This window comes from Rhodococcus sp. BP-349 (assembly GCF_019835845.1).
GTDB lineage: Bacteria > Actinomycetota > Actinomycetes > Mycobacteriales > Mycobacteriaceae > Rhodococcoides.
On record NZ_JABUDR010000001.1, the window covers coordinates 1582748 to 1597995 of the forward strand.

General features: G+C 68.9%; 17 protein-coding genes. 4 read left to right on the forward strand and 13 right to left on the reverse strand.

What is annotated here, in order from left to right:
• Positions 1–2: 2 nt before the first annotated feature.
• The 6 genes from HQ325_RS07520 to HQ325_RS07545 form a co-directional block, all read right to left on the reverse strand.
• Positions 3–1661 carry a phospholipase D family protein gene (locus HQ325_RS07520; RefSeq protein WP_222627759.1) on the reverse strand — a complete coding sequence of 553 codons (1659 nt, stop codon included), beginning with the start codon at positions 1659–1661 and terminating at the stop codon, positions 3–5.
• A 59-nt stretch (positions 1662–1720) separates the two neighbouring features.
• A complete protein-coding gene (idi, locus tag HQ325_RS07525) occupies positions 1721–2302 on the reverse strand; it encodes an isopentenyl-diphosphate Delta-isomerase (protein WP_056447305.1) in 582 nt (193 codons plus the stop codon).
• 51 nt (positions 2303–2353) lie between these two features.
• The gene (locus HQ325_RS07530) at positions 2354–3256 is read right to left on the reverse strand and encodes a sucrase ferredoxin (RefSeq protein ID WP_222627760.1); all 903 of its coding nucleotides are present in this window, start codon (positions 3254–3256) and stop codon (positions 2354–2356) included.
• An 8-nt stretch (positions 3257–3264) separates the two neighbouring features.
• Positions 3265–4515, reverse strand: a complete 1251-nt coding sequence (locus HQ325_RS07535; RefSeq protein ID WP_222627762.1) for a cupin domain-containing protein — start codon at positions 4513–4515, stop codon at positions 3265–3267.
• Positions 4512–4769, reverse strand: coding sequence for a hypothetical protein (locus HQ325_RS07540; RefSeq protein WP_027503975.1), 258 nt, complete (start codon positions 4767–4769; stop codon positions 4512–4514). Before HQ325_RS07540 ends, HQ325_RS07535 begins: the two co-directional genes overlap by 4 nt.
• 84 nt (positions 4770–4853) lie before the next feature.
• Positions 4854–6200: an APC family permease gene (locus tag HQ325_RS07545; protein WP_222627764.1), complete on the reverse strand. Its 1347-nt coding sequence runs from the start codon at positions 6198–6200 to the stop codon at positions 4854–4856.
• A gap of 134 nt (positions 6201–6334) precedes the next feature.
• On the opposite strand from HQ325_RS07545, the gene HQ325_RS07550 reads away from it, so the two are divergent.
• Positions 6335–7246 carry a manganese catalase family protein gene (locus tag HQ325_RS07550; RefSeq protein WP_222627491.1) on the forward strand — a complete coding sequence of 304 codons (912 nt, stop codon included), beginning with the start codon at positions 6335–6337 and terminating at the stop codon, positions 7244–7246.
• Between the two features lie 253 nt (positions 7247–7499).
• Here HQ325_RS07550 and HQ325_RS07555 read toward each other — a convergent pair whose 3' ends face one another.
• On the reverse strand, positions 7500–9158 hold the full coding sequence (locus tag HQ325_RS07555; protein WP_222627766.1) for a catalase: 1659 nt from the start codon (positions 9156–9158) through the stop codon (positions 7500–7502).
• Between the two features lie 98 nt (positions 9159–9256).
• Between HQ325_RS07555 and HQ325_RS07560 the strand changes: the two genes are divergently transcribed.
• On the forward strand, positions 9257–9724 hold the full coding sequence (locus HQ325_RS07560; protein ID WP_222627768.1) for an NUDIX domain-containing protein: 468 nt from the start codon (positions 9257–9259) through the stop codon (positions 9722–9724).
• Between the two features lie 41 nt (positions 9725–9765).
• On the opposite strand, the gene HQ325_RS07565 is transcribed toward HQ325_RS07560, so the two are convergent.
• The gene (locus HQ325_RS07565; protein ID WP_027503971.1) at positions 9766–10020 is read right to left on the reverse strand and encodes a hypothetical protein; all 255 of its coding nucleotides are present in this window, start codon (positions 10018–10020) and stop codon (positions 9766–9768) included.
• Positions 10021–10174: 154 nt separating this feature from the next.
• Between HQ325_RS07565 and HQ325_RS07570 the strand changes: the two genes are divergently transcribed.
• On the forward strand, positions 10175–11149 hold the full coding sequence (locus HQ325_RS07570; protein ID WP_027503970.1) for a hypothetical protein: 975 nt from the start codon (positions 10175–10177) through the stop codon (positions 11147–11149).
• A 26-nt stretch (positions 11150–11175) separates the two neighbouring features.
• Here the strand turns inward: HQ325_RS07570 and HQ325_RS22390 are convergent, their stop codons facing one another.
• Together HQ325_RS22390 and nadE are read right to left on the reverse strand one after the other, a co-directional pair.
• Positions 11176–11301: a hypothetical protein gene (locus tag HQ325_RS22390; RefSeq protein ID WP_261777743.1), complete on the reverse strand. Its 126-nt coding sequence runs from the start codon at positions 11299–11301 to the stop codon at positions 11176–11178.
• A 107-nt stretch (positions 11302–11408) separates the two neighbouring features.
• Positions 11409–12233 (reverse strand): ammonia-dependent NAD(+) synthetase, encoded by an 825-nt coding sequence (gene nadE, locus HQ325_RS07575; RefSeq protein WP_222627770.1) that lies wholly within the window; start codon positions 12231–12233, stop codon positions 11409–11411.
• A 108-nt stretch (positions 12234–12341) separates the two neighbouring features.
• Between nadE and HQ325_RS07580 the strand changes: the two genes are divergently transcribed.
• Positions 12342–12893: a CinA family protein gene (locus HQ325_RS07580; protein WP_222627772.1), complete on the forward strand. Its 552-nt coding sequence runs from the start codon at positions 12342–12344 to the stop codon at positions 12891–12893.
• Here the strand turns inward: HQ325_RS07580 and HQ325_RS07585 are convergent.
• From HQ325_RS07585 to HQ325_RS07595, 3 genes are all read right to left on the reverse strand, one after another.
• Positions 12873–14222 (reverse strand): SpoIIE family protein phosphatase, encoded by a 1350-nt coding sequence (locus HQ325_RS07585; protein ID WP_308014295.1) that lies wholly within the window; start codon positions 14220–14222, stop codon positions 12873–12875. The genes HQ325_RS07580 and HQ325_RS07585 overlap by 21 nt on opposite strands.
• Before the next feature lie 89 nt (positions 14223–14311).
• Positions 14312–14821, reverse strand: coding sequence for an ATP-binding protein (locus HQ325_RS07590; protein ID WP_222627776.1), 510 nt, complete (start codon positions 14819–14821; stop codon positions 14312–14314).
• Positions 14818–15210: an STAS domain-containing protein gene (locus HQ325_RS07595; RefSeq protein WP_051612937.1), complete on the reverse strand. Its 393-nt coding sequence runs from the start codon at positions 15208–15210 to the stop codon at positions 14818–14820. Before HQ325_RS07595 ends, HQ325_RS07590 begins: the two co-directional genes overlap by 4 nt.
• Positions 15211–15248 lie beyond the last annotated feature (38 nt).

Below are 15248 nucleotides of genomic sequence, written 5' to 3' on the forward strand. Positions count from 1 at the left end.
CGTCAGAAGCGGCGCGTCAACCGCAGGCGCAGTGGTCGGCCGTCGGGGTCGACCACCAGCCGGTAGAGGAGCGAGAACACCCGCTGCTTCCACAGCGGCGGCACCTCGATGGCATGCATGCGCAACCGTCCTCGCGGGCGATCACCGTCGCGGCCCCCGTCGTGCCACGCGTCGAGCTCCCGGACCTGATCGGCGACCGCGTCGAAGCAGTCGTCCGGGTCGACGAGGTCGGCGACGTCGGCGTCCGCGCCGCTCCCACGGGACAGGTGTTCGGCGAGGAGTTCGAGGCGGAGGTCTCGCGCGAACACCCGTGCACCGTCACCCAGGCCACCGGGGTCGACGGGCTCGCGAGTGTCCCGTTCCTCGTCGACCACGGCCGCCGTGAGCTCCGAATCATGGGTCCAGGAGCGGCGATTGAAGTTGTCGCTGCCGACGGCCGCCCATACGTCGTCGACGATGCAGACCTTCGAGTGCACGTAGACGGGCACGCTGTCGTCGTTCTCCACATCGAGGACGAGCACCCGGTCGGCGCCCGCGTCGCGGAGCAGATCCAACGCGGCGGCGTGGCCCAGGAGCGACGGCGGGATGGTCATCGCACTGTCGTCGTCGAGGTGCCGGGGTACCACGATGATCATGCGGAGGCGGGGCGAGCGTCGCAGAGCACGCGCGAAGACCCGCGCGACGTCCACGGACCACAGGTACTGGTCCTCGATGTAGATCAGTCGCTCGGCGCGACCGAGGGCCTTGGCGTACGCGCGGGCCGCACTCCTCTCGCCGTCCTGCGCGAACGGGTAGGACGGTCGACGACGCGGGTAGGTGCGCAGCAACTGCACCGAGCACGTTCCCGTGGCCTCAGGGTCGGGGAGGGCAGCGGGCAGTTCGGACGGTTCACGCCGGTGTCGGCGGACGACGTCGCTCACCACGTGCCACGGCAACCGGGACAGCGCCGCCGGATCCTCCCAGCGCTCCCGGAAGGTGTCCTCGACGTCGCGCACGGCCGGACCGCGCATCTCGAGCTGCAGGTCGTGCCAGGCGGGGGTCTCCCCGTACTCCGGCGGGAACGGCCGGCTCAGGGCGTCGCCGTGATGGTGCGCATCGTCCCGTCGCGACCGGGCCAGATCGATACCGCCCACGAACGCGACGTTGCCGTCGCGACGCGAGGAGGAACGCAGCACCACGAGCTTCTGATGATGGGAGCCGAAGGTCAGAACGCGCTGATCGAGAACGCACTCACCGCCCGCGTCCTCGAGGGCGGTCGCGAGGGCACTGTTCTTGCCGCCGGTGTATCCGAGGCCCTCCGCGTGCGAGCGCCACAACAGGCCTCGGACGACGACACCGCGCGTCGCGGCGCCGGTCAATGCGTCCTCGACCGTGGGACCGCGGTCGGTGAGCACCTGCTCCGGGTCGCCGCGCCAATCGGTGAACATCACCAGATCGTCGGGTTCCGCGTCGGCGAGGTGCTCGTTCAGCACGCGGAAGTAGGTGTCGCCGTGCACCAGAGCGACGCAGCGATTGCCCTCCGTCCAGGCGCGGATGCGGGTGTCCGGGTTGGCGCGCTCTTCCTCGGACAGGAACCAGGGATGTGTCTCGTCGTCGAAATCGACGTCCGCGAAGATCGACGATCGACCGAGAGCATGGGAGATCCGATCCACCGCCGTCATCAACACGTTGCCGCGAGGTGGTGCACCTCTCTCGCCGACGCTCGGTCCCGACCCGTGCGTCACGCGACGCGCGCGGCGGGTGGGAGGGACTCGGTGCCGCCGGTGGGCCAGGCCAGGGGATCGGACCCCAGGGCGTGCAACTGCCGGACCTGGTCCTGACACCACGGCGACAGATCGCTCTCGCCCGCGAGCACGGTCGCGACGAACTCGTCCCACGGTTCCCAGCGGTAGTCGGCCACCTCGTCCGGTCTCGGATCCACGGTCCTGTCGTCGTGCAGAACGAGGAAGACCGGACAGATCTCGTACTCGACCACGCCGTTGTCCATCACGGCGCGGTACCGGAACGACGGCAGCACGGGAGCCGCGCTGTCCGCACCGATGCCCAACTCGTGGTCGAGGCGCCGCAGTACCGCGGAGTCGAGACGTTCACCGGGCGCGGGATGTCCACAGCACGTGTTGGTCCAGATGCCGGGCCAGGTGCGCTTGTCGTGCGCCCGCTGTGTCACCAGGACCTCGCGCTCGCGGTTGATCACGTAGCTCGAGAACGCCAGGTGCAGCGGTGTGGCGTCGTGATGCACAGTGGCCTTGTCGTGGGTGCCGATGGCACGGCCGTCCTCATCGAGCAGTACTACGAGTTCCACACGTGTCCCTTCCGGATGTACGACCGGCCTCCCGTCCAGAGTAATGGTCGCTCAGCGGGGCCGAGACCGGCGGACGGACACCACGTCGTGGGTGCGCACCGGTCCGGCGACGCGGGCGTGGCACGTGGTGAGGATCGGCGCCGACAGAGTCTCCTGGAGAACCACCTCGACGGTGTCCCCGTGGTGGTCGAGGAGGACGTGTCGCCGACCGTCCGGGCCCGGGGCCTCCGAGAGTGGGTGCAGGGTGTCGATGGCGAAGTCCTGCAGAGCGGCGCGCGCCGCGTGCTGGGCCACCTGGACGGCGCCCGAGAACGCGCTGCGGCCACGCAGGAACTGCGGGGTGACGAGCCCGTCGTGGTGGCGCCGGAGGATGCGGACGACGTCCGCGTCGTCGACGTTGCCGTAGTAGAGACCGTGCGGCAGGAGGATCATCGTGCCGGCGAACCGATCGCCACCGAGGTGCGAGCACTCCCACACCTCGCCGGGGTACGCCGCCACGGCCGGGGCGAGGATCGTGCGACCACGGACGGCGCAACAGCGGTCGTGCCTGCCGTGGGTGCACACGGCCACGATGGTCTCCGTCGACGCGGTACCCGACGATCCGTCGAGCGGGACGTCGAGCAGATCGGCGGCGTCGGTCACCTCGCCCCGGCGCACGCTCTCGTGGCCGGGCCGTGCGTCGACCAGAGCCCACCGCCACCGACCTCGGCCGCGGCGACGGCCGGGCTCACGCACGGCCAGCGGGCGGAGTCCGGCACCCTCGATGCGGCGCACGAGGGCTCCGCCGAGCACGGGATCGAGGACCGACGGGGAATCGAGGAACGCCGACGGGCCCCAACTGCCCGCGAGCTCGACGAGGAACCACCGATCGCCGCGAGAACCGCTGCCCTGCAACGTGTCACCGCGATCGCGCGCCGTATCGCTGCACGGGCGCCACGCCGCGGTGGTGGTCACCGGCGTCGTCACGGTCGCGCGACGACGAGACCCTCGCGGAGCAGGCGACGCACCACGACGACCGCGTCCTGATCGTCGAGACCCGTGAGATCGCGGACAGCGCAGTCTTTTCCGCTGTGCAGCTGCCGAACGGCGTCCGCCGCGATCGCCGGCAGCGTGATCGTCTTGGTCCGCGTCGTGACGGCGACCGCCTCGGGCGACTGCGTCACCCGCGCGGCGAGCCCGGGCCGCCACACCACCACGGTGGTCGCGGACAGGCCGGCCATCGTCCGCACGGTCTCGAGAGGGCGCACCGGGGCGGGCCGCGTGACCTCGACGAAGCGACGTCCGACACGGTCTGCCGCCGTCCGTGCTCGACCGTCGCTCTCGGCGAGGGCCGCGGTCAGATCTGCGATCAGTGCGCGCACGTGCGGTGCGACCGCGTCCGGATCGGTGAGATCGAGGCCCACGGGCAGCGGGGCGCGGAAGCTCGCGTCGTCCGCCAGGGTGCCCAGCACGTGATGCAGCAGGTCGTACCGGGTGAAGGCCGACATTCCGACGGTCAGATGGATCGAGGTGTCGCCCAGGGCCTCGGCCGAATGGATCCAGCCACGCGGAACGTAGAGCGAATCGCCCTCGCGCAGAACGACGTCGAGGGTCGGATCGTTGCGCGCCATGGCGGCGACGTCGTCCCTGCGGTCCGACCACGGCTGGTTCGACAGCGGGTGCTCGTGCACCGGGGGGTGCAGGATCCAGCGCTTCTCGCCGGCGATCTGCAGGACGAAGACGTCGTGCACGTCGTAGTGCGGATCGAAGCCTCGCGACGATGCAGGGGTGATGTACGAGTTGACCTGCACCGGGTGGCCGAGATCGGAGACCAGCTCGCCGGTGAAGTGGATGAGGGGAGGCCACAGTCGATGGAGCCCCTGCAGGACCAGGGTGTGGCCGTCCGCGAAGGCCGCCAGGATCCCGGCGGAGTCGAGCTGATCGGTCACCTCGGCCCCGAAGCCGCCCGAATCGGTGAACTGACCGCGGTCGGTCAGCGCGCCGTTCTTCGCCATGCGGGCGAACGGGGTGCGTACACCGCGCTCGGACACCAACTCGTCGACGGCGTCCGTCGACAGCAGATCGGTGAACGGTGCGGGAAGGTCTGCGGCGCGTGTCAGCAGCGGCGCGCGTCCCCAGTGATCCTCGGCGAAGGCGCGCGGCTCGATGCTCAGGAGACGACGCAGCGCGGACCGGTCTCCCGGTCCGCGCTCGTCATCGGTCGGTCGGCTCAAGCCGTACCGTCCGCACCGCCGTCGTGGCCGTCGGGGTTGGAGCCGCCGTCGGCCGGGCCCTCGCCGCTGGCAGCGGAGCCGTCCGCGCCGCCGTCGTGTCCACCCGGGTTCGAGCCGCCGTCGGCGGGACCCTCCGTGCTGGACGCGGTGCCGTCGGCGCCGCCGTCGTGACCGTTCGGGTTGGAGCCGCCGTCGGCGGGGCCTTCGCCGCCTGCTGCTCCGGAAGTGGTGATGTCGTCGTCGTTGATAGCCATCGTCTACCTTTCAGTCGTCACGACCGGACGCCGGAATTCCGGCGTCGGACACACATCGAACGTCCCCGTTCTACAGGAGACAGGTCACGTGTTGACGATTTCGGGACTTCTCAAACTCCGTGTCCACCGCATCGCCGCGTAGAGCACGCCGCCGACCAGGAGCAGCACGCCGGCACGCAGCCACGTCTGCGCGGTCTGCTGCGTCGCGAGCACGCCGCAGCTGATCAGAGCGAGCACCGGAAGTATCGCCGGGGTGCGGAAGTGCGGGTGGTCCACCTGGTCCTTGCGCAGCACCAGCACGGCGAGGTTGGTGCTGACGAACACGATCAGGAGCAGCAGGACGACGGTCTCGGCGAGCGCTGCGACGGTTCCGGTGGCCGCGAGAATCATCGCCACCACCGTGGTCGCGACGATGGCCACCCAGGGGGTCTGCCGACGTGGCAACACCCGGCCCGCGACGGCGGGCAGCAGTCGCTGTCCGGCCATCCCGTAGGTGAGTCGGCTGGCCATGATCATGGTCAGCAGGGCGCCGTTGGCCACGGCGATCAACGCCACGAGTCCGAAGAGCCTGTCGGGGACACCGACGTCGGCCGCCGAGACGACGGCGAGCAGGGGCGCCGAGGTGTCCGCGAGGTCGCTCGCGGGCACGACCGCGCTCACCGCGAGTCCGACCGCGACGTAGACCGCACCGGCCGTCGCCAGCGAGAGGAAGAGCGCGCGAGGGTAGACGCGGTGCACGTCCCGGACCTCCTCCGCCATGTTGGCCGAGGTCTCGAACCCCACGAACGAGTAGAAGGCGAGCAGTGCCGCCGCGAGGACCGCCACGGCAGGGTTCACGGCATCGGTGAACTCGAGGGTGCGGCCGAGATCGCCGTCGCCGCGACCGAGCACGATGCAGGCGAGGACGACGACGAGGACGAGTCCGCTGACCTCGACGACGGTCATGACCACGTTCGCCCGCATCGACTCCTTGATGCCACGCGCGTTCAGGAGAGCCACGACGGCGAGGAACACCAGCGCGGCAGGAACCGTCGGGACGTCGAGGAAGGCGCCCAGATAGTCACCGGCGAAGGCGACGGACAGCCCGGCCGCGCTCGTCACACCCGCCGCCAGCATCGAGAACCCGACGAGGAACGACACCACCGGCCGTCCGAAGGCTCGCTCGGCGAACACAGCGGCGCCACCTGCGCGCGGGTACTTGGTCACCAGCTCGGCGTACGAGGCCGCGGTGAGCATGGCCATGGCGAGTGCCACCAGCAGCGGCACCCACACGGCACCGCCGACCTCGCCGGCGATCTCGCCCACGAGTGCGTAGATACCCGCTCCGAGAACATCACCCAGGATGAAGACGAACAGGAGTTTGCCGGTGACGGCGCGACGCAGACCGGGGGAGTCGCCCGGTGCCGCAGGGTCGTTCAGGTCGGTGCTCATCGCAGCGGGTTACCCGTTCGCGGGGCCGTTACCCACGCGCACGACCCGGCGATCCGGGTCGTTTGTCGGGTCCGCCTCCGGGTAGCCGGGGCGCGACAAGAGCACGACCCCCCCGAGCACTGTCAGGAGCCTTCATGTTCCGTCACACCGACCACCTCCAGTTCGACGTGAAGCCGGAGAAGCCGGATCCCGTCTACGCCCGCAAGCTGCAAGAGTTGATCGGCGGCGCGTACGGCGAGATGACCGTCACGATGCAGTACCTGTTCCAGGGATGGAACTGTCGCATGAAAGGCAAGTACAAGGACCTCATCATGGACATCGCGACCGAGGAGATCGGTCACGTGGAGATGATCGCGACCATGGTCGCGCGGCTCCTCGAGGGCGCACCGGCCACCGAGTCCACCAAGAACGCTGCCGCCGATCCCGTCGTCGCCGCGGTGCTGGGCGGGATGGATCCGCAGCAGGCCATCGTGTCCGGTGGCGGACCCACCCTCGCCGACAGCAACGGTGTCCCGTGGAACGGGCGCTTCATCGTCGCCAGCGGCAACCTGCTGGCGGACTTCCGCGCCAACGTCGCGGCCGAGGCGCAGGGCCGCGTGCAGACCGCACGTCTGTGGCACATGACCGACGATCCCGGTGTCAAGAACATGCTCAAGTTCAACCTCGCCCGCGACACGTATCACCAGAACATGTGGCTCGCGGCCATCGAGGAGTTGCAGGCGGACGGTCTGGAGGGCGTGGTGGCGCCGAACGACCTGTTCGACGAGGAGTACGACGAGCACGCGAGCACGCTGTGGCATCTGTCGGACGGCACCGAGTCCGACAAGGGCCGGTGGGCGCACGGCACCGCACCCGACGGCCGCCACGAGAACAGGTTCCTCGCCGATCCGCAGCCGCTGGGCAACAAGCAGAGTGGACCGCCGCCGGACCCGAAGCTCTACGCCACCTACGACGGCGGACTCGGCGAACCGTCGAACGCGGCTCTGGGCACGGAGAAGGGCGTCATGGGCAAGATCAAGGAGACGTTGGACCCCAACGCCGGCTGATCGGCCGACCCGGACGACGAAGAACCCCGGCGCCGTTTCGGCGCCGGGGTTCTGTCAGGTTAATGTGGATGGTGCGAGAAGATCCGGAGAGCAGGCTCCGCGTGATCGTCCTCGCGTCGGAATGAACACGTGTCTCGTCGTCACCGTGTTGATACGCACCACCTGCCTCGAGTTCGTCCTACGACCTGTTCGGCTTGCATCTTCGACGATAGCCCCGCGGTGTGACGCTGTCCACACTTGCGTCACTGCGACGTCACCCGGCAGTCGTCGCGCGTTCGTTCGGGACGCAGTGCGTCATCTGCAGGTCGGCGACGTCGCGGGGGCCGTTCTTCCCGAGATTCGCGCGCCGCTGGTCCTCCTCCTCCGACAAGGTCTGCGATGCGAGCGGTTCGAGTCCGCGGACGTCGTCGGCCGAGATGCCCAGCCCTTCTCCCACGCGGGCGCCGAGTTCGTCGTCGGCCATGAAGAAGTGCCAGACCATCCGCTCCTGTACCTCGTGCGTCGCCTCCGAGATGTTCGCGACGAGATTCGCCACGAGGTCGTCCTTCTCCCACTGGTCCATCAGCTGGTACCGCTGACCGGCCTGCTCGTAGTCGTTGGTGCGATCGATCCGCTTGCGGGTGAGGCGGCCGTGGATCTCCGGACCCTGCTCGTCGTGCGTCGGGTACTCGGCCTCACGGAGGCCGCCCGTGATGGAGGGCTCGTAGTTCACGTGCGGATTGCTGCCGGTGTTGTCCACCGAGTACTGCATCTGGCCGCCCTGCTGGTTCGTGGACACCCGCGCGTTCTTCGCCTGGTTGACGGGCAGCTGCAGGTAGTTCGGCCCCACGCGGTAGCGCTGGGTGTCCGAGTACGAGAAGGTCCGGCCGACCAGCATCTTGTCGTCGGAGAAGTCCAGGCCGTCGACGAGCACACCGGTGCCGAACGAGATCTGCTCGTTCTCGGCGAAGTGGTTCGAGACGTTGCGGTCCAGCACCATGCGGCCCACCACCTTCGGCGGGAACTCGTTCTCCGGCCACACCTTCGTGTCGTCGAGCGGGTCGAAGTTCAGCTCGGGATGCTCGTCGTCGCTCATCACCTGCACGCGCAGTTCCCATTCGGGGAAGTCGCCGCGCTCGATGTGCTCGTACAGATCCTTGCTCGCATGGCCCAGATCGTTCGCCTGGATCGCGGCGGCGTCCGCCTCGGTGAGCGACGCGACTCCCGCCTTCGGGATCCAGTGGTACTTCACCAGGTGAGTCTCGCCCTCGGCGTCGACCCACTTGTAGGTGTTCACTCCGAAACCCTGCTGCGTCCGGTAGTTGGCCGGAATCCCGCGGGGGGAGAACAGGTTCACGAGCATGTGGGTCGCCTCGGGTGTCTGCGACATGAAGTCGAAGATGCGCGCGGGCTCCTGCCGGAACGTCACCGGATCCGGCTTGAGCGAGTGGATGACGTCGGGGAACTTGATGGCGTCACGGATGAAGAAGACGCCCAGGTTGTTCCCGACGAGGTCCCAGTTGCCGTCCTCGGTGTAGAACTTGATCGCGAAGCCGCGGGGGTCACGCGCGGCCTCGGACGAATCGCGCCCGCCGATCACCGTCGAGAATCTGACGGCGAGGTCCGTGCGCTTGCCGGCCTCGGCGAACAGCTTCGCGCGGGTGTACCTCTCGATGGGTTCGTCGCCCCACTTCCCGGTGGCCTCGAAATAGCCGTAGGCGACGGCTCCGCGGGCGTGGACGACGCGCTCCGGGATGCGCTCGCGATCGAAATGGCTGACCTTCTCGAGGAACTGGTAGTTCTCGAGGGTGGCCGGACCGCGTGAGCCCACGGTGCGCTGGTTCTGGTTGTCGTGGACGGGATGCCCTTGACGATTGGTGAGGATGTCCCGGTCGTCTGCCGGTGTCGACCCTTGCGACGCGACGTCTGTCATGTGTCGGCTCCTTGACTGCTCTGTGGAACGGAGGCTTCGTGCAGCGGACCGCGTACCCGACACGATCGCGAGAAAACGTGATCGGACAGAATCCCGGAATGAGGACGAGTGCCGGTGTGCTGCTGTTCCGCGGGGGTGGGGGCGAGCTGGAGGTGCTGCTGGCCCATCCCGGCGGACCCTTCTGGGCGCGCAAGGACGCCGGCGCCTGGTCGATACCGAAGGGCGAGTACGACACCGACACCGAGGATGCGCGCACAGCGGCGGCCAGAGAGTTCGCGGAGGAACTCGGGTCCCCGGTGCCCGACGGGTACTGGATCGATCTCGGCACGGTCGCGCAGTCCAGAGCCAAGTCGGTTCGTGCGTTCGCCGTGCGCGGCGAACTCGACCCCTCGACCGCCGTCAGCAACAGTGTGGAGATGGAGTGGCCACCCAGATCTGGGCGACGGCTGGTGTTTCCCGAGGTCGACCGCGTGGAGTGGTGTGATCGGGAGTCCGCGCGGCGTCGGCTGCTGAGCGGGCAGGTTCCGCTACTCGCCGCCCTCGACCGCCACCTCGAGCAGCTCTGAGGGCGGAAGCCCGACGTGTTGCGGCGGACCGCTCTGGTGTGTCAGGCGGCGCCCTGACCTCCGCCGCCGCCCTCGGTCATGCCCTCGTCACGGTCACCGTCGGCGTTGCGGAACTCGTCGAGTGTCGCCTCCGCCGCGTCGCCGGTCTGTTCGGCGGCACCGTCGGAGGAATCGTGGAGATCGTCCTGATCCGGCCCGCCCTCACGCCGCTCGGGGATGTCTCCCGCCGCCTGCTTGGCCTCGTCGATCTTCTCCTGCACGGAGTCGAGCATCGTCTCGTCCAGTTCGTCGGCCATGAGAACTCCTTCGATCGCGGGGAATGTGCCTCGTCACACTGCGTTTTCCCCGTTGTACCGGCGGGTAACCACGATTTGTCACCGAATGACACGGAGCGGTCGTTCCGGCTGCTCTTGCACCGAGACTCAACTTCCATCACAGGGGGCACATCACATGGTCAGCACCACCGCACACACCGAACGGGCGACGCTCGTCGCCCAGCTTCGCGCTCTGCTCGCGCTCACCAACACCGAGGTTCAGGTGGCCGAGACCCGCGTCGCACAGGCTCGGACGGAAGCTGTCCGCGAGGAACTGCTGCAGAACGCGTCGAACGGACGCGATCGCGCTGCTCGCATCGATGCCGCCATTCGTGAACTCGGCGGCTTCCCCGGCGTCGTCGCACCCGTCGTCGGGCGCCTCACCGCGCTGCTCAAGGCCATCGGCGAGCAGGCGCAGCCGTTCGACGAGGCACTTCTCGGCGATCTCGCGCTGGAGCACCAGCTGCTCGACCGCGCCCGTTACGTCAAGGCTCTCGCCACGACCGCGTCCACGCCGGGCGTCGTGTCGCTCGCAGACGATCTCGTGACCGCCCACACCGCGACCGTCGAGTGGCTCACCACCGTCCTCGCCGAGGACGCCCTCGGTGGACCGGCCGCACTGCGCCGCACGCCGATCCAGGCCGCCACCGGTGCTGCTGTGCGTCTCATCAACACGCCGGTCACCTGGTCGTCGCGAGGTGTCGACCGCGTCGTCGGTACGGCGAAGGACGTTCCCGCGAAGGTGTCCACCCTCATCGGCCGCGGCCAGCGCGCGACCGAACTGGCCGTCGACACCGTCACCGCGAGCCGCGACGCGGCACTCGAGACGGCCGAGGAGGTCACTCGTGACGGCGGCGCGACCGGTGTCGCCGACGCTATCCACCGCACCCGTGCGGCCGGCGGGACGCTCGAGGAGCACGAACTTCCCATCGCCGACTACGACGGTCTGAACGTCGCCGCAGCAGTCGCCGAGATCAAGGAGCTGACCGATCCGGCAGATCTGCGCACCGTGGTCGCCTACGAGGAGCGCAACAAGAACCGCCACTCGGTGGTCTCCGCCGCGCAGACGCGCCTGGCGGCGCTGGCGAAGGACATCGTCGGCATCTCCTGATCCACTCACACGGAAGCCCCCGAGGATCATCGATCCTCGGGGGCTTCGTCGTTCGTCGGTCGCGCGTTCTCCGCACCGCACCGCGCCATCACGGCCTCCCACCATTCCTGCCGCGGGCCGGCCTCGGTCCAGACCACCGTGTCGATGTCCATTTGTCCATCTCCTGTCGAAACACCGGAATGCGTCGACGCCTCACTTCTCGAGCGCTGTGAGGGGGACTACCCGTTCGGAGCAGGAACACACCGACCGGCCGAGTCGGTCAGCGCCACCACGTCTCACTGGGGGTGACCGGAGTGGTGCGCTTGTGCCGGGTCTTGACGAACCAGTTCTCGATGGTGGCTGCGGCCTCGTCGGGCACGTCCTCGCCTTCGAGGTAGGCGTCGATCTGGGCGTACGTCACACCCAGTGCCTCCTCGTCGGGCAGCGCCGGCCGGTCGTCCTCGAGGTCGGCTGTGGGCACCTTCTTCCACGTGCTCTCCGGGGCACCGAGTTCGCGCAGCAGGGCCGCACCCTGGCGCTTGGTCAGGCCGGTGAGCGGCGTGAGGTCCACACCGCCGTCGCCGTACTTGGTGAAGAACCCCGTCACGGCCTCGGCAGCGTGATCGGTACCGACGACGAGCAGGTTCCGCTCGCCCGCGAGCGCGTACTGGGCGATCATCCGCTCGCGTGCCTTGATGTTGCCGCGAACGAAGTCGCGCAGTCGATCGACTCCGAGGGCCGTGGCAGCTGCCACGCCTGCGCCGTCCGCGGACGGCTTGATGTCCACCGTCACCGTGGTGTCGGGGCGGATGAAATCGAGCGCGATCGCCGCGTCGGCCTCGTCCGCCTGCTCGCCGTAGGGGAGTCGTACGGCCATGAACGTCGCGTCGCCGCCGCCGGCGCGGACGCGTTCCGCGGCGAGCTGGCACAGGCGTCCCACGAGCGTGCTGTCCTGTCCGCCACTGATGCCGAGCACGAAGCCGGCAGTGCGGGTGGAGACGGCGTAGTCGGCGAGAAAGCCCACCCGCGTGTCGATCTCCGCTGCGGGATCGATGCTCGGACGGACCTCGAGTTCGGTTCGGATGGTGTCGCGAAGGCTTGGCATGACTCAACGCTAGCGCCGATCCTCCTCCCGTGCCGGGGATGTTTCTCACCGGGCGGAGCGGGAAGGACTACCGGTCCGTGCAGCACTGAGAGAGGAGACGGAAGACACATGTCTCACCACGTCGAGACCGAGGAACTCATCGAGAGCGAGGCGGCCGAACCGGAGCAGCGCGTCGACACCGACGAGGATCTCGCCGAGCTCTGTTCGGAGATCGCGGAACTCGCACTCGAACGCGATCTTCGTATCGCCACCGCCGAGTCGCTCACCGCCGGGAACATCGCTGCCAACCTGGGCCGCGCGTCGTCGTCCGGAACGTGGTTCCGCGGGTCGATCGTCGCCTACGCCAGCGAGGTGAAGTACTCGCTGTTGCAGGTGCCCCGCGGCCCCGTGGTGAGCGAGGAGGCCGCCACCGCCATGGCGAGCGGAGCGGCGTCGGCGCTCGGCGCGGATCTCGCCGTGGCCGTCACCGGCGAGGCGGGACCGGAGACGAACGAGGACGTGGAACCCGGAACGGTCTGGTTCGGCATCGCCGACCACGGGACGACCAGCGCGGAGCGCGTGGTCTTCGAGGGCGACCCGAAGGACGTCCTGGCCGCGACCATCGAACGCGCGCTACGCCTGCTGCGCGACCACGCCCGGTCAGGCGCCCAGCGCGAGTAGGGCGATGTCGTCGATCGGAGAGAGGTCGGGGATGAGGGCGACCAGATCCTCGACCATCTTCGTCGTGGACAGTCCGAGGCGGGCCTGCGTGAACTGCGCGAGACCGTCCTCGCCGAACATGGTGCGCCCGTCGGGACGTGCCTCGGTGATGCCGTCCGTGTAGAGCAGCAGTGTCTGCCCCTCCTGCAACCGGAAACTGCACGCACTGAAGGTCGCGTTCGGCAGAGCGCCGACGAACATGCCTGTACTGGAACGGATCTCGTGCACCTCGCCGCGAGCGGGATCGAGGAGCAGGGCGGGCGGGTGCCCGCCCGTCGCCAGTGTGACGCGGAAACCGCCGCGAGGATCCGGGGTGATCACACCGAACAGCACGGTGCAGAAACGCTGATGCGAGGTGTCCATCAACAACAGTCGATTGAGCTCGGCGAGCCCCTCCGTCGGGTCGTCGTGGTGCAGCGCCGCGGCCCGCAGGGTGTAGCGGACCAGCGAGGTGACGGCCGCGGCGCCGGCGCCGTGGCCCTGGACGTCGCCGAGGAAGAACGCCCACCGGTCCTTGCCCAGCGCGAAGACGTCGTAGAAGTCGCCGCCGACCTGCAGCGGTGACGAGGCGTGGTAGTGCGACGCGAGCGTCAGACCCTCGATGGTGGGAAGGGAGGGTGGGAGCAGCGTGCGCTGCAGCACGGCGGCGTAGTCACCGATGATCGCGGAGTCCGCCTCGGCGCGCGTGCGGAGTTCCCGCTCGGCGCGCACGGTGGTCGCGGCCGACAGTCGCAACTCGAACTCGTCCATCGCTATGTCGGCCAGTTCCATCAGGATGTCCGCGCGATCGTCGGACACCGTGCGCGGCACCACGTCGTAGACGTTGACCGTGCCGAGCCGGAAGCCGTCGGCGGTCACGATGGGGGCGCCGGCGTAGAAGCGGATGCCGAGATCGCCGCGGACGAAGGCACTACCGGCGGTGGCCGGGTTCGCCAGGGTGTCCGACGCGACGAAAGGCCCGTCGTGCGTCATCGCCATCGTGCACAGGGCGTCGTGACGTTCGGTGTGGTCCGGGAGCCCGTCGCCGTAGGTGGCGGTGAACCGCACCAGGTCGGCATCGATGATGGACACGGACGCGTACGGCGCGTCGAACCAGCGGGCCGCGAGGCGGGCGATGCGGTCGAAGGCGCCGTCGGCGGCGGTGTGCTCGACGTCGTACCGGGCCAACGCGGCCAGGCGTGCCGCCTCGGCGGCCTGCGCGAGGTCGGGACCGAGATCGAGGGAATCGATCGCCGTTCTCGACGTGGCACGGCGCGGGGAGTCGAACGCGTGGGACGAGAGTGCAGTCACGAAGCCTCCGGTGAGACGAGAGCGGTAATGCTCTCCCCGGGGCTGGAGGAGGAGAGACTCACGGGGAGCCTCAGCAATCGCGTACGAGTCTACGAGACCTGATCGTCGGTGTCGATGCCGGATGTCGGTGCCACGTCCCATGCCATGGTCACGGTGGTGCCCGAGTCGGCGGACGACAGCGTGACGTCGTCCGACAGGGTCTCGATCAGCGGCAGACCGCGGCCACGGAGGGGCCCCGGCGACGAGTCGGACCACGTCCCGTGATCACGGACGGCGACCTCGAGCCGAGCGGAGTCGTAGGTGGCCTGGAGGTCGAAGACGCGTCGACCGGTGGTGGCGGCATAGGCGTGCTCGACGACGTTGGCCATCGCCTCGTAGACGGCGAGCACGATGTCGTACGTCCGCGCCGCGTCGAACGGCGTGTGCGTCAACCACGCACCGAAGCGGACGCGTGCGTCGGTGATGCGCTGCGGTTCGGCGTCGAGATCGGTGAGGGACAACTGGGTGGGGGGCTGGTGGTGCTCAGTCGTCGCGTCGTCGATCACGAGGGGAGGAGTACCCCACGCGTGCCCGGTCCTCACACCGGGAGCGCTGCTCATGCGAGGTCGTCGACGGGCGAACCGGACGTGGTGACGGCCGCGAGCGCCGCCTCGCGGGTGTCGAGCACGGGGAACGTCTCGTCGAGACCGACCAACTGCAGGGGGCGAGCGGTGGCCGCACCGCGGGCGACGACGGCGAAGGCGACGTCGTCGCCCACCGCCTGATGCGAGGTCACCAGCACGGTCATACCGGCCGACGCAAGAAAATCGACACCCGTCAGATCGATGATCAGCGCGCTCGACGCCGTGGTCCGTACGGCGTCCACCGCGTCCTGAAGAATCGGCGCGGTGGCCAGATCGAGTTCGCCCACGACTGTCAGGATCGCTGCGTCGTCGTGCCATTCGGTGTCGACACGGAATGCGTCCGTGGTGTTCTCGGCGATCGACATCGGATGTCCTGCCTTTCGGTGTTCGGTCCAGAAAGGCC